This window comes from Roseimicrobium sp. ORNL1, assembly GCF_011044495.1.
Lineage (GTDB): Bacteria > Verrucomicrobiota > Verrucomicrobiia > Verrucomicrobiales > Verrucomicrobiaceae > Roseimicrobium.
On record NZ_CP049143.1, the window covers coordinates 7890649 to 7909953 of the forward strand.

The window sequence follows — 19305 nt, forward strand, 5'->3', positions numbered from 1 at the left end:
GCCCCCTCGCCGTGCCTGTGTGCGGCACGTGTCTTTGTCTCCCCTTCTGATTCGCACCATGAACATCACGCTCGAAACCCAGCCGAACTGCCGCGCCGTCCTGCGCATCGACATCCCCGCTGCCGACGTTAAAAAGGAACGCGACCGCGTGACGGTGGACTACACGAAGTTTGCCCGCCTGCCCGGCTTCCGCCCCGGCAAGGCCCCGAAAGCCGTGGTGCAGAAGAAGTTTGAGCCGCAGATCCGTGAGGAACTCGAAAACGCCCTCGTGCGCACCGGGTATCAGGAGGCAGCCAAGCGCCAGGACGTGGAGATTCTCAGCGTGGTGGATGTGAAGGAAAAGGCGCTGCATGACGACGACCATTTCACCTTCACCCTCGAGGTGACCACCGCTCCGACCTTTGAGCTTCCCGAGTACAAGGGCATCCAGGTGAAGCTGCCCCGCGTGGAAGTGACGGATGAAGACGTGGAGCACGACCTGCTGCACCTCCGCGAGCGCTACCAGACGTTCAGTGACGTGGAAGGCGAAGCGAAGCTCGGCAACTACGTGGTGCTACATGCCACTGGCGACGTGAATGGCACGCCCATCGGCGACGCGCATCCCGACGCACCCGCCTTCTTGAAGAAGATTGATGGCAACTGGTTCGAGCTCACGGAAGAGGAGAATTTCCTCCCCGGCTTCTTCGCCGCCCTCGTCGGCATCAAGAAGGATGAAGAGCGCGACGTGACCGTCACTCTTGGGGATGACTTCCACTTCGAAGCCCTGCGTGGCCAGACCATCGTGCTGCACGTGAAGGCGGATGCCGTGAAGGAAGCCCAGGTGCCTGCGCTCGATGAAGACTTTGCCAAGAAGGTGAACCCCGAGTGGGATCTGGAGCGCTTGCGCGGTGAAGTGCGCATCGCCGTCCAGCGCCGCCGCGAGCAGGCCCGTGAAGAGTCTAAGTCCAACCAGGTCATCGCGCACCTTGCCGATCGCCTTGAGTTCGAACTGCCGCAGGACATCGTGAATCGCGAAGCCCAGCGCCGCACCAATGACATCGCCATGAACGCGATGCGCCAGGGAATGGCCCAGGAAGCCATCATGGGGGCACAGGACCAGATCGTGAGCGCCGCCACCCAGCAGGCCCGCCAGAATGTGAAGGTCGGCTTCATCCTCGGTGAAGTGGCGAAGAAGGAAAGCCTCTCCGTGCGTGAAGAGCAGCTTCGCATGGCCCTCGCCCGCATCGCCGCGCAGCAGCGCGTGACCCCGAAGAAGCTTCTCGCGGATGCCCGCAAGAATGGCCTCATCGAGCGTCTCCGCGAAGATCTGCTCCTGGAAAACGCCCTTCAGTTCCTGAAGGAAAACGCCGCTGTGGAAGAGACCGAGCCGGAGAAGGAAGACTGCGGCCACGAGCACAAGCACTATGCTAAGCTAGTCTAAGCGTCACTGACCCTTTGGAAACGCCTCTTCGCGGTACTGCCGTGAAGAGGCGTTTTTGTTTTGGAGGCCCTCCAGGAAGTCGGGTCTCCTGACCGGACAGCGTCCGGCGGGTTTTCTTACCCGCCAATCCGATCAAGCCGTCGCCACCGCATTCGCCTTCAGCACGCGCATCACGTTTTCACCCAGCACCTTGCGGATGGCCTCGTCCGAGTGTCCGCGCATGACCATGCCCAAGGTATAGATGGGCCAGTTCGTCCAGGCGATGGACTGATCCATCTCAGGCGTGGTCTGGAAATCGTCCTTGGGCCACAGATGCTCCCAGCGATCACCCGCACCACCGAGCGGTGAGGATCCGTCAGGGCGCTTCTTGATCTTCAGTCGCTCCTCCTTGTCGAAGCGGGAGACGTAAGACGTGTCCACACCGATGGCAGCGTGCTGCGCACCGAACTTCTTGATCATGTGGTCGAGATGATTCAGCAGCGCATTGATATCACCCGTGCCGCCGAGGAAGCGGGGGATGCAGCACATGCCCACGAGACCATCGGTGTCGCAGATGGCTTTGATCACGTCGTCAGGCTTGCCGCGGAAGTGACGGTAGACATCGGCACAACTCGTGTGGCTCGCGACCATGGGCTTTGCTGAGGCTTTGGCGGCATCGCCTGCGGTCTTCCAACCGCTGTGGGCGACGTCCACAATCACACCGGTGCGGTTCATCTCCGCCACCGCGGCATGGCCGAAGTCGCTCAAGCCACCGTCATGCGGCTCACCCGCGCCGTCGCCGATGGGATTGCGGCGATTGTACGTGAGGTGCATCATGCGGATGCCCAGCTCGTGGAAGATGGAGATGAAGCGAAGCTCGTCCTTCACGCTCTCCCACTCCTGGCGCAGCGGCACACCATTCCCGGTGAAGCAGAGACCCACGTGGCCGGCCTTCTTCACCGCCAGCGCATCTTCCACCGTCACCACCTTGGTGAGTTGCGGCTTCAGCATGTCCGTGGCATGCGTGAAATGCGCCAGCCGCTTGATGAGGCGAAGCGGGTCACTGCCTTCTTCACCTGCATTCTGAAACACCACGGTGACGCCGGCAGCATGGAACGTATCGAAGAACTCCTTGCGTTCGCGTTCGTTGGTGGCGCCACGGTTCATGGACATGGACTCGCGCAGGTCCGCGAGCGCATCACCGGAGACCCCGGAGGCGATGGCTTCACTGAGGCGCTCTCCATCGATGGCAAAGCGTGGGGCGAAGCCATACGACTCAAACACCAGCGACTGGAAGTGCAGCTCCCAGGCGTGCTCAAGCTGGGCTTGCGTGGGCTTGAGGATGTTCAGCGCGACTTCGCGTGCCTTATCGATAACCGGATTGCCCGTCATCCAGATCTTCTTCGAGTCATCACCCCGCACGTGGATGTGGAATCCACCGGCGAGCGCAGCAAGCGGCAGGCGCCGCAGCAGTGAGCGACGGCTTAGGGTGCGGGATGAAGTGATGTGAGACGACGAGGCAGGAGATGGGGTACTCTTCACGCGATCAGTTCGGGGATGGGTTTGCCATGATCCACGATCGGTGTGGGGCGCCCGTTGAAGTCGTTGATGGTGATCTTGGAGGAATCGATGCCGAGGTGGTGATAGATCGTCGCCAGGAAATCTCCGGGGCCACAGGGCCGCTCGATGACGTCCTCACCACGCTTGTCGGTCGCGCCGATGATGCCGCCAGTCTGGATGCCGCCACCGGCCCAGATATTGGAGAAAGCACGTGGCCAGTGATCACGGCCCGGTTGTAGGGTGCCTGCAGGTGCGCTGGCATCCCCTGCGCCCGTGCTGCGGTCGAAGCTGATCTTTGGCGTGCGGCCGAACTCACCGGTCACTACCACGAGCACCTTCTTGCCGAGGCCACGCTCGTAGATATCTTCGATAAGCGCAGACACGGCCTGGTCGTAGTTTTTCATGCGGAAGCGCAGACCATCGAACACGTGATGATTCACCGCATGGTCATCCCAGTTCTGCACACGACCGCAGAGCGGACCGCTGAGGCTGCTGGTGACAATCTCCACTCCAGACTCCACGAGACGGCGTGCGAGAAGAAGTTGCTGCCCCCAGCGATTGCGCCCGTAGCGATCGCGCGTGCGTGCATCTTCACGACTGAGGTCAAAGGCATCGCGCGTCTGCGGATTGGTGAGCAGAGTCATGGCCTGCTGCTCGAACTGGTCCAGCGCGCCAAGCTCACCTTCACGATCAAACGCACGCTCCATGCGATCGAGGTTCTTGCGCAGGGCGATGCGGTCATTCAGGCGGCGCGTTTCCGCGTCATCAGAGAGACCAATGTTCGGCACTTGGAAGTTGGGGCGGCTGGGATCGTCGCTGACGGAGAAGGGCGAATACGCGTCGCCGAGATAGGCGGGGCCGTTGTATTCCAACGGAGGATTCACGCCCACGTAGTTGGGTAGCGGATTGCTGCGACCACCGGCCTTGTTGCGCAGGTAATAGGCGACGGACATCCAGTCCGGTAGGCGTGGCTTGGGCTTGTCGCGTTCGTCGGAGTCACCAGAAAGCATCTGCATCGAGCCGGCAGGGTGTCCGCCCGCCTTTTGATTCATGGAGCGCAGCACGGTGAACTTATCCGCGATGCGTGCCTGCATCGGCATGAGCTCCGTGAAGTGCAGGCCGGGCACCTTCGTGGGAATGGTGCTGAAGGGACCGCGATACTCACTGCCGATTTCCGGCTTGGGATCATAGGTGTCGATGTGCGAGAGGCCACCAGGGAGCCACACCATGATCACCGCGGTGCGTTCGCTTGCGGGCTTCAGTGCATTCTCCGCGCGCAGCTTGAGCAGGCCTGGCAAACCAAGGGAGGCAAATCCCGCAATCCCGATCTGCATGAATCCTCTGCGGCCCATAGGCCCGGCGCAGCGCACGATGGAGGGTTGTTGAATGATGGAGGACATGGTGGACTTCGGGTTCGGGGTCGGGTCGGTGATTCACGGGGCACCGGAAGAGTTACCGGAGAACACGGCAAGCTCCTTGCCGCTGGCTCCATCCCAGATGCGCAGCACGCTGTCTTCGCCACCAGCGACGATGACAGCGCCATCGGGAGTGCTTGCGGCGGACTGCATGAAATCGGGAAGCCGTGAGATGGCGCGCACTTCGCTGCCGCTGTCATTCACGATGCGGACCAGGTTGTCCCCGGAGGAGGTGACGATCTTACTCGTGGCGCCTATGAATTGCAGGGAAGTGACCTCCTTGGTCCAGCCCTGAATCTTCTTGATGCGCTCGCCCATCGCCATGTCCCAGGTCGTCACGACACCGTCACCGCCCGCAGTAGCGAGCACCCGACCATCCGCACGGAAGGCGATGCCCATGACATGATGCGTGTGGCCTTCGAAGAGATTCACGCGCTTGCCAGTCGCGATATCCGTGACGCGCGCAATCTTATCCGCCGCACCGGATGCCAGCAGCTTTCCATCCGGAGAGAAGTCGACGCACAGCACGGTGTCATCGTGATGCTCCTTCCAGGTGTGCAGGACATTCCCAGAGGCGACATCGAAGATGCAGATGTCTCCCGAACGTGAAGGCTCACCACTACCCGTGGCCAGTGACTTGCCATCCGGACTGAAGCGCACGGTATTCACACGGTCGGCGAAGAACGCGCCATCCTTGCCCTTCTCCAGCACACGTTCCAGCTTCCATGAATCAGGCTGATTGAGCTTCAGTGCATCGCCATTGGTCGCGATGGTGAGGAACGTGCCGTCAGCTTGCGCAGTGATGTGGGCGGAGGTGAATCCTTGCGCGTTTGTCTGGGACACCAGGGTGGCAGTGGAGATGGCCCACACACTGGAGGTGCCATCACTCGATGAGGTGGCAAGTTGCTGGGAGTCGCGCGAGAAGCGGATGGCTATAACACCGACGCCGGGCTTGGTGATGGAGGCTTTCGTCGCAGTGAGGTCCGCTGTGGCCTGGTCCTGCAATTTCTTCGCTGCATCGATGGTGCTGTTCGTCGTGGCGAGCTCCTTGATGTTGTTCGCCTTCGTTTCGCTGATGCGTTTCTCCTCGGCCTGCGCATCCTTGATGTTCTGCTCGGCGGCCACTAGCGCAGCGTCGGCGGAGTTCTCCGCTTTCGCTGCGGTGTCGTACTTCTCCTGGGCGGCAATGCGTGCCTTGTCGAGGGCAGGGTCTGCTGGTTTGCCGTCGGTGGTGCCTGCGGCCAGTTTGGCGGCGGCTTCGTCCAGTTCCTTCTTGGCGGCTGCCGCTGCTTCTTGCGCGGGTTGCAGAGCCTTCTGCTTCTCAGGCAGGGACTTCTTTACGGAGTCGATGGTCTCATTGGCTTTCTTGAGAAGTTCATCAAGCGCCTTGTTCTGCGCTTCCAGCCTCGCAACTTGGGAACGTTGATACTCCTGTTCCAGTGCCTGTCGCGCAATGGTGAGATCGAGCTCAGCGATGCGGCGTGTGACGGCAAGGTTACCGCGCAGTTCAGCGGTCTGCTTGTTGGTCGCGAGATCCCAGAGGCGAACAGCACCATCACTTCCGCCGCAAGCGAGCAGCTTGCCATCAGGCGATAGGTCCAGGCTTTGCGCCGCGGGAATGGCCAACTCGCGTATCACCTTGGCTTCCGTGATGCTCCACACACGCATCTTGCCATCGCCATGCGCGACGATCACCTGGTCAGCGGCAGGACCGGCGATGAAGGACGTGATGGATCCTGTGGGCCCCTTGAGTTCCTTCCCAGCAGCGAGAGGACTATTTCCATCGGCGGGAAGCGTCCATGTGCGAAGCACTCCATCAGCACCTGCGGTGACGAGCGACTTGCCATCTTGTGACCACGCCAGCTTCTGAAGACCAGCAATGGTCACGGGCTGTGACTTCGCGGCGCCATCTTGGAGACTCCAGAGTTGCAGTGCCTCACTTGTGGAGTGCACGGCAAGCAAGCTGCCATCTGCGGAGGGCTTGATCTGCTTGATGTCAGCCGTTCCAAGGTTGCCGACTTTTTTCTCCAACGCTCCGTATGCTGCTTTTAGCAAGAGTATATCTCCAGCCTTGTTTACAGTGATAAGATGCGTGCCATTCGCGGTCGGTTCGCAGGTAACTACGTTGAGCGTCGCATCAAGAGGGCGCGGTGTGGTGGTCGCGGCGCCTTCACGTTTCCAGATTTTCACCTCGCGAAAACTGCCGGAAGCGAGGCGGGTGCCATCCGGGCTGAAGTCCAATGTCTGCACCAGTGCGCGATGGGCAGAGGCGTCTTTTGCTTTCCCATCCGAAAGCTTGCTGACGAATTTCCTCTGGGCGAGATCATAGAGGAAGATCTGGTTTGAGCGTCCACAAGCAGCGTAGCGGCCATCACGGGTCATCGAGACCGTGTAGATGGGATCGACACTGGCAGAGGGTGAGGTCAGCACCACCTGCCGCTCCTGCTGCACCGAGTCCTTGGCGCCTTGATCGATCCAGATCTTTAGAATCTCCAGTTCAGCGGGCGTGAGGTCCACGGCGCCGGACTTGTTGTTCTTCGGAGGCATCTCCATGTCCTCCTTGTGCTGGGACGCGAGGACGATGAGGCTCTCCGCGCTCTTGCCTGGAACAATGCTTGGACCTGAGTCGCCACCGTGCTTCATGAGCTCGGGCGTCTCCATGTTCAGCCCGGCCTTCGTGGTGGTCTTGTTGTGGCAGGAGATGCAGTTCGCCTTCAGGAAGGGAAAGACATCCTGGTAAAAGTCCGGCGTAACCGCATGAAGTGTGGCCGTGGTTTGCAGGACCGCAGCATGCACCACCATCACGGCAAGATGCCGGTGGCGCTTCGACTGCGATGGAATACGAACCTTCATGGGGATACGTCAGGCCTTGGGCGATGCTGCCACTGCCGGAGTTGCCGGTGTCGCTGCGGGTGAGTGTACAGGTGCTGGCGCAGGAGCTGCGGCCTTCACGGAAATACGGATGGGTCGGGAGACAATGATGTCCACGGTGTCCTTCGGCGTGGCCGTGGTGGTGGCGGCCTTCATGCGTGTGCTGGCCTGGGTCATCGTGGCTTCAGCCTGCTTCTGCTTTTCCGTGGCAGCCTTCAGAGCGCTGGCCATCTCGGTCTTCTTGTCAGCGGGTGCGTTCGAAGCTTCATCGGTGAGTTTCTTCGTGCTGGCCGTCAGAGAGGCGAGTTCCTGCTGGGCTTTCTTCTGCTCGACCTCCGCGAGCTTCACGCCTTCGGGATTGTAACGGTGCTTGCTCACCGCGCTACCGTACAAGGCGATGGTGTAGTCACCAGGTGCGGTCTTCATGGCAGCGAGGTCGAGTACGAGCTCTGCACCCGCCGCCTTGATGGGCAGGTCTACTTCCTTCACGGAGTTCGGTGGTGTGCCATAGGCCTTCAGCTTCAGCACACCATCGGTGAACTCATTTCTCCACGTGGCCTTTAGCGGAATCTTCAGCGTCTGTCCTGCAGTGCCTTCCCACACTTTTTCTTCGGCCGCAGCGATGGTGACCGGCGCGACCTCGGAATCCGTCACGGACACAGGCACATCCGCCATAAGCCGTGGACTTGGGATCTCCTGCTTCCCGTCTTTGGAGGCCCACTCCATGGAAGCCACACGGCAGGGACGCGTGACCTTGGCGCCGTTGATTTCTGCGGAGCCCATCATCTCTGCCACAGAGAAGGCTGGCTTCGCATCTGCGTCCGCGCTGATGATCATCATGCCCTGCACTTTTCCCGCGGGAATCTTCAATCCCGTGGCAGTCACGCCCGGAGGCAGGTTCTTCATCTCAAGCTCAATGTCGCCATCAAACCCATCGCGGCGAACGGCCACGACTTCGAAGGCCACGCTCGCTCCAGCGCGCAGGGCGATGGGCTTGGAGAGCGCGTTGCGATCGCCATTGCGCAAAGTCATGTGCACGGCCCAGGAGGCGAGTGAGAAATCCGGCGACGCCTGGCGCACGAGGAGGCGGTAGGTATTGCCGGGTTCGTTGCGTGTGCCGCCGAAGAGGTCGCGCACGGCGAGGCGATAGACGCCATCCTCTTTGATTTCCACCTTGCCCAGCACGTCTGGCGAACCCGCATCATAAGGAGGTCCATCGTAAGAGTAGCCATTCGTGGAGAGCTTCATGGGGCTCGCGATGTCATACAGCTCGGCCACGTCCGTGAGTGTCTCTTTCTCGCCATCCTTGGTGACGCGCTGCACCAACACGAAAGGGTCGGTATCGAGTCCGAGGCGCTCGGAGGCGACCTCCACCCACCACACTTCGCCCTTCTTCGCGGCGAACTCATACGTATCCACATCCGCCGCGGGGAAGAAGCTGCCGGCGCCATCGTAGGGCAGTGTGATCTTCTGCACTTGAGCGGGGAGATTGTTCGGCTCGGTTTCCTTGGAGGGGGCGGTCTCCGCGAGTCCCTGAGGAGGCCACGACATGGCGCTTACCATTTGCGTGGCAGGTTGGCGCGGTGCAGGGCCATCGCCGGGGACGTCGACCAGTGAGAGACGATAAAAGTGATCCGCACCACCTTTGAAGGTGAGGGCGTGCACCTTGATGATGCAGTTCCCATCTTCCTTCGGTGTGAAATCGAGCACGCCACCGGTGCGGTTCACCAGGAGGTCGCGGCCCTGAGCATCCGCGATGATGACCACGGGCCGCAGTTTTGAATCGATGCCCACAGCCGCGCAGTCCACGGCGACACGCTTGCCCTTTGCCGCCTGGAAGGAGTAGTAGTCCACCGCCTTCGCCGTCATGGTGGCGTTGCAGATGGCATTCGTGGGAAGCGCCATGGCCGTCTCCAGCGTGGTGTTTGGCTTGGAGCGGGTGAGTTCCTGCACCTTGCTCACGGAGAAGGCGCGTGCCGATGACACACCCAGTCGCGAAGTCACGCGTGCATCATAGACACCCACTGGCGCATCCTCGGCGATGGTGACGGTGAACTTGCTCTCCACCGGTTTGCCTGCTGCATCCAGTACCGGTTTGGCAGTGATCTTCGGTGTGGAGAAGGTGAGGGCACTGATGTCCTCCAGGTTCTCACCCGTGAGGGTGACCTCCACATTCGTGCCCGCCTGACCACCCATTGGCATGGTGGTGAGAAGGCGTGGCGAGGGAAGGCACACCTGTTGGGCGTTGAGCATCGCAGGGATGCTGAGAGTCACCAGGCCCAGCGCGCAGGGCAATGCAGTCTTGAACTTCCGGAGGAGCATGATGAGGACGGACGGTCAGTGGTTGAAAAGAAACTCCTTGGTATTCACCAGTGCCCAGATGAGATCCTCGAACGCCTGGCGCTTTGAGGTGGGTGCATCGAGTGCTTTGCCGCTGGCATCGGTGCGGGGCTTGGAAAGGTGCGCCACGGCGATGCGCAGCTCTTCGGGGTCGGGCTCACGCGCGAAGGCGGCGAGATAGAGTTCACGCACGCGCGCGGGCTCTGAGATTTCTGCTTTGGAGAGTTGTTCCGCGCGTCCTTCCTTGGCGGCGAGCTTCGCCTTCACATCAGCCGCGTTCATCAGATGGAGGCTCTGCGCGAGGCTGGAGGACTGCACGCGCTCGCATTCACACACGCTGGTACCTTCAGGACGGCCGAAGACCTTCAGGAAGGGAGAGGCGCGATTGTAGCTATTGTCCGGCAGTGAGATGGCGCGTGTGCCGGGAGGCAGGTCCGCGAAGTCCGAGCGTGCACCGGAGACTTGGTCGAGCGCATCCAGCAACACCTCGGCCTGCATGCGCTTCGGGTAGTAGTGGGAGAAGTTCTGGCGGTCGACCCCGTTGTGATCATTGGGCATCGCGCTGAGCTGATACGTGCGGCTCTGCGTGATGGCGCGCACCAAGGCACGAAGGTCGAAGTTGTTGTCCATGAAATGCTTCGCCAGCGCGTCGAGCAGTTCGGGATTGGTGGGCGGATTGGTATCGCGCATGTCATCCTCCGGCTCCACGAGGCCGCGCTTGAAGAAGTGTTTCCAGTAGCGATTCACCAGCGCCTTGGCGAAGAAGGGATTCGACTTGTCGCTCATCCAGTCGGCGAGTCGGAGACGTGGGTCTTCATCGGGAAGAATGTCCTGCGTGGGTGCGCCTAGGGCGGCAGGCTTCACCGGCTGACGCGTCTTCTTGTTCTCGTACTGGGCGACACCGCGCTTGTGGAAGATGAGGTCCTCACCGGCGATGGCGGTGGGCTTGCGTCCCACCTGGCTGAAGAAGGCGGCGAGGCTGTAGTAGTCATGCTGGCTCCAGCGCTCGAAGGGATGATGGTGGCACTGCGCGCACTGCATGCGCACGCCGAGGAAGAGCTGCGCCACATCCTCGATTTGCTGATTCGGTTCCTTCACCCGCTTGTACCAGGCCACGGCGGGATTCGCCACGATGGTGCCGGTCGCTGCGAGAATCTGGCGCACGATTTCATCGTAGGGCTTGTTCGCCAGAAGACTGTCGCGCATCCATGCGTGGAAGGCGAAGTTCGCGGTGATGTCCGCAGCGTCATCGCGCTTGTTCTTCAGCAGCGCCGTCCACTTGTTCGCGAAGTAGTCGGCGTAGTCAGGGCTGGTGAGGAGATTGTCGATGGCCTTGTCCCGCTTGTCGGCGTCCTGGCTCGCGAGGAAGTCCTTCGCCTCTTCCGCCGTGGGGAGGCGTCCAGCGATGTCCAGTGACACGCGACGCAGGAAGGAGGCGTCATCACACACCGGTGAGGGTGGAATGCCGATACGCTTCAGGTTGGCGAAGGCGAGGTCGTCGATGAAGTTCTTCGCGTCGGGCAGGTGATCCACCGCAGCGCCCAGCGGAATGGAGACACTGCACACCGTGACCATGCCGGCGTAGCGCACCATCACCGCCACGTTGCCGGGGATGTCGAGCGTCTTCACCAGGCCGGACTCGGTCGATTCCACCATGCTCTTCTCATTGCCCTCATACAGGGCCATGCCGGTGACGTCGCGCGAGGCGCCATCGGAGTAGCGTGCGGTGACCTTGAGCTGCTGGGTGGCTTGCATCTTCATGGAGATGCGCTTGGGCTCGACTTCGATGGAGATGAGCTTGGGGTCGGCCTCGGTGCCATACGCCATGCCTTCGCGGATCCAGCGCACCAGCGTTTCGAAATTCTCCGAGCCGGGTTCAAGTTGCTTGCCGCCGCCGTGGGGCACGATGTTCGCTGCCTTCAGCACCAGCAGGCTCTGCTCCGGTGCGGCGGGGAAGACGCGGCGGCCCTTCCCTTCCTTCACGATGTGCTCGAAGTCTTCCTGCGGTTCAAAGCCCAGCAGAGACAGCCGGAACCCGCGTTGACCTACGTCCGCCTTGGCGTGGCACGAGCCGGTGTTGCAGCCCGCCTTGGTCAGGACGGGTGCGACGTCTTGCACAAAGGTCAGCGGGCGTGATCCTTCCGCCTGGACAGCAGAGGTCAATGCGGTCAAGGTGAGAGAGATCGAAAGCGCCGGAAGCGCTGGGCAAATTCTGCCAAGCATGCCGACTCATACGGGGTCTGGCCCCGGATACTGGCACCGTGGTGACAATAGTCCGAGTCACCGTGATAAATGTAGGAGGAAACGGCACGCCCAGAGCTGGGCGGCGGGACGGCTGCCTCGTGCCGGGGCGAGGTCTGCGAGCACCCACTGCATCCTTCCGAAACCACTTGCCCCTACGCCTGAGGAGGGCATAGTAGGCGCTCCGTTGCTGCGAGCTTGCTTGCAGGTTGGCGTTGAACGACAACGTCTAACGGCTATCGCCAGTTTAGCTCAGTTGGTAGAGCAGCTGATTTGTAATCAGCAGGTCGTCGGTTCGAGTCCGACAACTGGCTCCATTGAGGATGGGAGCATGACATTCCTTTTTGGATGAAAGGCAGTTACGCGATGGGAGACCTTTGGCTTCCGCCAGGGCCGGAGACCGCGCCACTTCGTTCGCAACGCTCGGGGTCGATTTGGGTGGGGCCGCTGGTCTCTCCCAGCCTGCGGGAGCAACAGCAGTCGGTCCTCTAGAAGCAGGCGCCTGCTGCATACCGTGGCGGATACGCTTCATTCCTGCTCGCCGTAGTGAGAGGTCGATATGTCAGAGGCGATCCATGCTGAAATTATCGAAATTGCCGGCTGGCTGCCAGACCGGGAAGGGCCTCCCCTTAGGAGGCGATCATCCGTGGACACGATGCCCTTGCACGGCCGTACCGAGGCGTTCGAGCGATTATCTTGATGCGCCCGGTTTACCGTGAAACGCGCACACGTCGTGATTGAGTTATGGCCCGTCCCAACAACCCCGATATTTCCAGGCGCGGGTTCTTAACCGTGGGGACCGCATCGGTGGCGGCGACGATGGTTCCGCCCATCGCCCATTCGCAGATTCCGGCTAATGAGCCTCCAAGTGTTGCACCGTCCATGGTGAAGGTGGCTTTGGAGGTGAATGGCAAAGCATGTGAGCTGGAGCTTGATACGCGGACCACCTTGCTTGATGCGCTCCGCGAGCATCTTCACCTCACTGGCAGCAAGAAGGGATGTGACCAGGGGCAGTGTGGTGCGTGCACGGTGATAGCCGGAGGCCGCCGTATCAATTCTTGCCTGACGCTCGCTGTCATGCACCAAGGTGACAAGATTACCACGATTGAGGGACTCGGCACGGCTGAGAATCTGCATCCCATGCAGGCCGCTTTTGTGAAGTGCGACGGCTATCAGTGCGGCTATTGCACACCAGGCCAGATTTGTTCTGCGGTGGCCATGTTGCAGGAGGTGAAGGCAGGAGTGCCAAGTCACGTGACACCTGACCTGAAGGTGGCCCCGCAACTCACCCCTGGCGAGTTTCGTGAGCGCATGAGCGGAAACATCTGCCGTTGCGGGGCCTATTCCAACATTGCTGAGGCAATCACCGAGGTGGCTGGCAACCAGGCATGAAACCCTTTACTTTCGAGCGAGCCCGGACGCCTGCTGAGGCGGCAGCAGCAGCTGCACGCAACCCTGGAGCCAGGTTTGTCGCAGGGGGTACTAATCTGCTGGATCTCATGAAGCTTGAGATCGAAACCCCCACCCACCTCATTGACGTCAACGGTCTGGGTCTGGATAAGATCGAGGACACTGCAGACCACGGCCTGCGAATTGGCGCTCTCGTCCGTAACACGGACCTCGCCGCAGACGAGCGGGTTCGCAGGGACTATGAGGTGCTTTCGCGGGCGCTGGTGGCAGGTGCATCGGGCCAGCTCCGTAACATGGCAACTACCGCCGGCAATCTGTTGCAACGAACCCGGTGCCCGTATTTCTACGACACAAACCAACCGTGCAACAAGCGTAGCCCTGGGACGGGGTGTGGTGCCATCGGAGGCTTCAGTCGACAGCATGCGGTAATCGGCGTGAGTGATGCCTGCATTGCCACTCATCCGAGCGACATGGCGGTTGCCATGCGCGTCCTTGATGCTGTCGTGGAAACGATCCTCCAGGACGGCACAACGAGAAGCATCCCCATCGCCGAGTTTCATCGACTGCCCGAGGATAGACCTCACATTGATACCGTGCTGAAGCCGGGGGAACTGATCACCTCTGTCACTCTGCCCCCACCTGCTGGTGGCGTTCACATCTACTACAAAGTCCGTGACCGTGCGTCTTATGCTTTCGCTCTGATATCAGTAGCGGCCATTATCCAGCCCGATGGATCCGGGCGGGTGGCTTTGGGCGGCGTTGCCCACAAGCCGTGGCGTGTCGAGGAGGCGGAGCGCGAGATACCGCGTGGAGCAAAGGCTGTGGCAGCACGGTTGCTGCAGGGTGCCAAGCCAACACCAGAGAACGCCTACAAACTTAAACTCGTTGAGCGCACGCTCGCCGCCGTGCTTGCACAAGCAAAGGGAGGACAAATATGAAATTCGACGCTCCCGCGACGGACAATCCGATAGATCAGCTGAAAGTGGTCGGGAAGGCCACTGACCGCATCGACGGACCATTGAAAACAACAGGGTCGGCTCCCTATGCCTATGAACGGCATGACGTGGCACCTGATGCGGCCTATGGCTACATTGTACCCAGTGCCATTGCGAAGGGACGCATCCGCACGATTGAACTGGGGGAAGCCCGGCGCGCGCCTGGTGTGCTGGCCATTGTCACTGCAAAGACGGCAGGCAAGCTGGGCAAGGGGAAGATGAACACGGCCACATTGCTGGGTGGTCCTGACATTGAGTCATTATCATCAAGCGATTGCTCTTGTTGTTGCGGACACTTTTGAACAGGCTCGGGCTGCTGCAAATCTTGTGCGGGTGAAATACGACAAGGCCGCCGGTAGATACGACCTCGCTGCGGTCAAGGACTCCGCACCAATGGCCGAGCGCATCACTTCGGGTCCGCCTGCGAGCGCCGTTGGCAACTTTGCAGAGGCCTTCGCGGATGCTCCTGTTCAACTGGATCAAACTTATACCACACCCGACCAGTCCCATTGCATGATGGAGCCTCACGCCACCACAGCGGTATGGGAAGGTGACAAGGTCACGCTGTGGACATCGAACCAGATGGTCGATTGGTGCAGAACTGAACTCGCAACGACGCTCGGCATCGAAAAGGAAAATGTTCGCATCATCTCGCCCTACGTGGGAGGAGGCTTCGGAGTAAAACTGTTCCTGCGCGCAGATGCGCTTCTCGCTGCATTAGGCGCTCGCGCTGCCAGGCGCCCGGTAAAGGTAACTCTCCAAAGGGCTTTGATCGCAAACAATACCACGCACCGGCCAGCAACGATTCAGCGCATTCGCATCGGGGCTACGCGCGAGGGAAAAATTACTGCCATAGGTCATGAAAGCTGGTCAGGGGACTTGCCCGAGGGCAAACCGGACGGCGCGGTTCATCAGACACGTCATCTCTATGCTGGCGAGCACCGAATGACAGCAACGCGCCTTGCAGTCCTCGACCTTCCCGAAGCGAACGCGATGCGTGCTCCCGGCGAGGCAACTGGGCTGATGGCGCTCGAAATTGCGATGGATGAGATGGCGGAGAAATTGGGAATCGACCCTGTGGAGTTTAGAATTGCCAATGACACGCAGGTAGTACCTGACGATCCGTCTCCGCCATCCTCAGACGATCCGCAGGGTAAAAAGCCGGAGGCTGCCGAGAGCAAGCAAGCTGGCAAGGCAAAGCCCTTTTCCCTGCGCCAGCTTGTGGAATGTCTCCGCCTCGGTGCAACGCGGTTTGAGTGGGGGAAGCGGAATCCGAAACCGGTGAGCCAGCGTGAGGGCATGTGGCTTGTGGGATATGGAATGGCCGCAGCCTACCGGGGCAATCAGCTCACCAAGTCCGGGGCCAGGGTCAAGGTCGACAAGCAAGGCCTCGTGACGGTTGAAACCGATATGACGGATATCGGCACAGGGAGCTACACGATCATTGCCCAGACCGCCGCCGAGATGCTCGGCGTTCCGCTGGAAAAAGTAGTGGTGCGTCTGGGAGACTCCAATTTCCCGGTGTCTTCAGGTTCGGGAGGGCAATGGGGCGGGAACTGCTCCACTGCCGGTGTTTTTGCGGCTTGCACGAAACTGCGTGAAGTCATCGCTCAAAAGCTCGGTGTGAACCCGGCTGAGGCTGTTTTCTCAGAGGGGAGGGTCCGTGCTGGGAGTCACGATGTTTCGCTCGGTGAGGCGGTCGGTACAGATGGATTGGTTGCTGAAGACACCATCGAATTTGGCGAAATCAGCAAGGAGAAGCAGCAATCCACATTTGGAGCTCACTTCGTAGAAGTGGCAGTTCATGCGGCCACGGGGGAGACTCGCATCCGCCGAATGCTGGCGGTGTGTGCAGCTGGGCGCATACTCAATCCCAAAGCAGCTCGCAGCCAGGTGATCGGAGCTATGACCATGGGGGCGGGTGCAGCTCTCATGGAGCATCTCGCGGTGGATAAACAGCGCGGTTTCTTTGTAAATCACGACCTCGCCACGTACGAGGTGCCCGTTCATGCGGACATTCCGCACCAGGAGGTAATTTTCCTGGATGAAACGGATCCCATGTCCTCTCCCATGAAGGCCAAAGGCGTTGCTGAACTTGGCATCTGCGGTGTGGCGGCGGCGGTTGCCAATGCCATCTACCATGCAACAGGGGTCCGCGTTCGGGAGTATCCCATTACTCTCGATAAACTTCTCGATGGCTTGCCAAACTTGGGATGAAAGAGGTGCGTGACATCGTGAAGTTCTGGGAACGGAGCGGAGGTGAGCCTCTCGCGCTTGCCACATTGGTGGCAGCCCGGGGCTCAAGTTACCGGCGTCCAGGGGCAAGAATGCTGATTAGCGCTGCCGGAGAGGCAGTGGGAGGAGTCAGCGCGGGATGTATTGAAGATGACGTCATCGCCTGCGCCCAACAGGTCCTAAAAACCGGGATGCCCAGGTTGATGACGGTCGATACACGGCGTCGTTTTGGCTGCAATGGAGCCATCGACATCTTTGTGGAACCAGCGGACTGCGGGCTGCTATCTGGCTTGAGGGAATCAGTAGGACAGCGACAGAGCTGCCTGCTGGAGACGGTCTTCCTGGGGGAATCCCAGGGCACACGTTTCGCAACGTCGGAGCCGGCGTTTGGCGCCTTCATACAGAAAATTGAGCCTTCATTGCGGCTCGTCCTCATCGGTGACAGTTCCGAAACTCGCGCCCTTGGTGCCTATGGCATGCTTCTGGGTTGGGATGTTTTGCAGATGCAGGGTTCCATGTCCCCGCCCATGCATGACCTGGACGAGCGTACTGCGGTGCTAATTTCAACACACAACTATGGCAGAGATTGCACGCTGCTGCGGGCACTGCTGCCGGTCGGTCTCAAGTACCTCGGTTTGGTTGGTTCACGCCGCCGCCGTGACGAATTGCTCTTCGATGTGATGCATGGTGAGGTGTCATGCTATTCTTCGCTCTTTGCTCCGGCAGGCTTGCACATCGCGGCCGAAGCACCTGAAGAGATTGCGCTCTCAATCGCTGCGGAAATCCAGAGCGTCTTTGAAAATGGGACGGCTGAGCATCTGTGTCATCGCAGGTCAGCCATTCATCAGAACGAAGTTGAGAGAAGTCCATGCATCGGATCGGCGGCATAGTTCTGGCTGCAGGTGGTTCAACTCGTTTGGGTTCGCCCAAGCAGTTGCTCAGGCTTCAGGGGGAATCGCTGGTTAGAACTGCGGTAAAGGCGGCGCAGCAAGGCGGCTGTGATTTGGTTTGCGTTGTGACCGGACACGCGCGGGAAGCAGTGGAAAAGGAACTCACGCATGCTCGTCCGCTGCTGGTGCACAATGAGAAGTGGGGGCGTGGCATGGGCAGCTCCATCCGTTTAGGAGTCACTGCGGTCCAGCCTGCATCCGCCGTGATCTTGCTCGCGTGCGACCAGCCTGCAGTGGATGCGCAGGTTGTCCGCTCCTTGATTGCTGAGCATTACCGGACCGGACAAGCGATCGTGGCGTCTCAATACTCAGGCACCTGCGGCATCCCAGTCCTGTTCGACGAGTCCTGCTTCCCTGAGCTCGCAAATCTGGCGGACGACCGCGGAGCCAAGTCGATCATTGAGGCGGACATGGGACGTGTGGCGCATCTCGCATTTCCGGAAGGGGCATTGGACCTGGACTCTCCGGCGGACCTAGAAGCGTGGCGGAAGAGACTCATGTCTTTGCCTTGACTACTGAGCAGCCCTTTTGTCCGGAATGCAGGTCTGGGTTCCGAGCCCAAGTGACTCAGTGCGATGTCCTGAGTGTGCGTCAGAGGAATACCGGCTTATCCTAGAGTGGATACCCATCACTTATGAGGGGAGACGATAGTATGTTTTTGTCCAATAAGTGTGTGAGCGAAAATAATTAACCTGCAAAATGCATCTTATGTCGATATAGAACTTAGACATCATTGCATAACGCGCTGGGCGGTTCGCATTTCCGGGCAAGCGCATAAAGAAAGCGGGACATGGATGCTATCCATGTCCCGCCGTTCGAAGCGAGGGATGTGTGAATAAGTGCCGGGCCGTTACAGTCCGTTATAGATGGTGGAAGGCACAAGCTTCAGCGTGCCGGAGGTTCCGCGGCGTTCCAGTGAGAAGGCAGAGGGGAAGACGGTGGCTCCCTTGTCCGTGTTGCCCTGGCCCACTTGCTTCCATCCAGCAGTGAAGGAGCCTACTGTATCCGTGTAGTAGTATTGATCCCAGCCGCCGGTGCTGTTGGGGAACCAGACGATATCGCCCGTGGTTTCGTCACCATGCAGCACATAGGTATGCAGGCCGCTGTTAGTAAGGGTAGATCCCGACGCGTAGTTCGTATTCACATCCGTGTTCACGCCATTCGTGGCATAGAAGAATGTGGGGCCTGAGCGGATGCTGCCTGCGAACTTGACGTTGAGGTTGGTGAAGTCATTGCGCTGAATCCACATGCCATCCACATGGTACACAGGTATGTTGCCTGCGTTGGTGGTGCCGCTGTTCACTTCACGCCAGCCAGCTGCTGCGGTGGAGTAGAACACATACTTGTAACCACCCAGGCCATCGGGGATGTACACAAGGTCGGCATTGCCAGTCCAGTTCGCTGTGGGGCTTGGCTTGAGGCCGGCCTGGTTGGTGGCGCCGAACAGTGAAGTGGGTGTGTGTGCTGCACGCACCACGTAGGTGTCTCCTACTGCGGAGAGTGCAGAGAGATCCTCTTCTGTCGTGAGGATGCGCTGTGCGACAACAGTGATGGGACTTGCCACACCCTTGTTTGTTCCACTGGTGATTTCGACCCACAGATTACTCTGTCCTGCGAGCGCGACGAGGAAGTCGACATTGTTATCTGTCAGGGAATTTGCAGCTTCAGCATCAATCTTCCCTGAGGCGAGCATCGGGCGTACAAAGTTTACTCCAACGAGTGAAGTCGCCCATGCACGAGCGGTGACGGTGTGAAAGCCTGCCAGCTTTGAAGTGGTGTTGGCAGGAACTTGCCCGGTAGCAGTATTGGTGGCGCATACCAGGGCAGCAGCGGCGAGGAGGTGCAGTTTATTCATAAGGCTCGAATAAGCTGCCCGAAAGACTACCGGA

11 protein-coding genes, 1 tRNA gene and 1 pseudogene are annotated in these 19305 nt (G+C 60.0%); 7 read left to right on the forward strand and 6 right to left on the reverse strand.

Annotated features, from left to right (window positions below; all coding sequences use genetic code 11):
- Positions 1–58 precede the first annotated feature (58 nt).
- The gene (gene tig, locus G5S37_RS31920) at positions 59–1420 is read left to right on the forward strand and encodes a trigger factor (RefSeq protein WP_165211086.1); all 1362 of its coding nucleotides are present in this window, start codon (positions 59–61) and stop codon (positions 1418–1420) included.
- A gap of 132 nt (positions 1421–1552) precedes the next feature.
- Here the strand turns inward: tig and G5S37_RS31925 are convergent, their stop codons facing one another.
- The 5 genes from G5S37_RS31925 to G5S37_RS31945 are packed head-to-tail and all read right to left on the reverse strand — an operon-like array spanning position 1553 to position 11748.
- Positions 1553–2941, reverse strand: a complete 1389-nt coding sequence (locus G5S37_RS31925) for a membrane dipeptidase (protein ID WP_240914762.1) — start codon at positions 2939–2941, stop codon at positions 1553–1555.
- Positions 2938–4359, reverse strand: coding sequence for a DUF1501 domain-containing protein (locus G5S37_RS31930; protein WP_165211089.1), 1422 nt, complete (start codon positions 4357–4359; stop codon positions 2938–2940). The genes G5S37_RS31925 and G5S37_RS31930 overlap by 4 nt, the downstream gene beginning before the upstream one ends.
- A gap of 33 nt (positions 4360–4392) precedes the next feature.
- On the reverse strand, positions 4393–7227 hold the full coding sequence (locus G5S37_RS31935) for a c-type cytochrome domain-containing protein (RefSeq protein ID WP_165211092.1): 2835 nt from the start codon (positions 7225–7227) through the stop codon (positions 4393–4395).
- Positions 7228–7236: 9 nt separating this feature from the next.
- Positions 7237–9567, reverse strand: coding sequence for a serine protease (locus tag G5S37_RS31940; protein ID WP_206026248.1), 2331 nt, complete (start codon positions 9565–9567; stop codon positions 7237–7239).
- A gap of 15 nt (positions 9568–9582) precedes the next feature.
- Positions 9583–11748 carry a DUF1549 and DUF1553 domain-containing protein gene (locus tag G5S37_RS31945; protein ID WP_240914763.1) on the reverse strand — a complete coding sequence of 722 codons (2166 nt, stop codon included), beginning with the start codon at positions 11746–11748 and terminating at the stop codon, positions 9583–9585.
- Between the two features lie 319 nt (positions 11749–12067).
- On the opposite strand from G5S37_RS31945, the gene G5S37_RS31950 reads away from it, so the two are divergent.
- From G5S37_RS31950 to G5S37_RS31975, 6 genes and pseudogenes are all read left to right on the forward strand, one after another.
- Positions 12068–12143 (forward strand) — tRNA-Thr (locus G5S37_RS31950).
- A 427-nt stretch (positions 12144–12570) separates the two neighbouring features.
- Positions 12571–13218 (forward strand): aldehyde dehydrogenase iron-sulfur subunit PaoA, encoded by a 648-nt coding sequence (gene paoA / locus G5S37_RS31955; RefSeq protein WP_165211098.1) that lies wholly within the window; start codon positions 12571–12573, stop codon positions 13216–13218.
- A complete protein-coding gene (locus tag G5S37_RS31960) occupies positions 13215–14174 on the forward strand; it encodes a xanthine dehydrogenase family protein subunit M (RefSeq protein WP_165211101.1) in 960 nt (319 codons plus the stop codon). Before paoA ends, G5S37_RS31960 begins: the two co-directional genes overlap by 4 nt.
- Positions 14171–16448, forward strand: a pseudogene (locus G5S37_RS31965) (xanthine dehydrogenase family protein molybdopterin-binding subunit). The gene G5S37_RS31960 and the pseudogene G5S37_RS31965 overlap by 4 nt, the downstream one beginning before the upstream one ends.
- Positions 16445–17356 carry an XdhC family protein gene (locus tag G5S37_RS31970; RefSeq protein ID WP_165211104.1) on the forward strand — a complete coding sequence of 304 codons (912 nt, stop codon included), beginning with the start codon at positions 16445–16447 and terminating at the stop codon, positions 17354–17356. Before G5S37_RS31965 ends, G5S37_RS31970 begins: the two are co-directional and overlap by 4 nt.
- Complete coding sequence (locus G5S37_RS31975; protein WP_165211107.1) at positions 17335–17928, forward strand: nucleotidyltransferase family protein; 594 nt, start codon at positions 17335–17337, stop codon at positions 17926–17928. Before G5S37_RS31970 ends, G5S37_RS31975 begins: the two co-directional genes overlap by 22 nt.
- A gap of 338 nt (positions 17929–18266) precedes the next feature.
- Here the strand turns inward: G5S37_RS31975 and G5S37_RS31980 are convergent, their stop codons facing one another.
- Positions 18267–19271, reverse strand: a complete 1005-nt coding sequence (locus G5S37_RS31980) for a hypothetical protein (RefSeq protein WP_206026249.1) — start codon at positions 19269–19271, stop codon at positions 18267–18269.
- Positions 19272–19305: the final 34 nt, after the last annotated feature.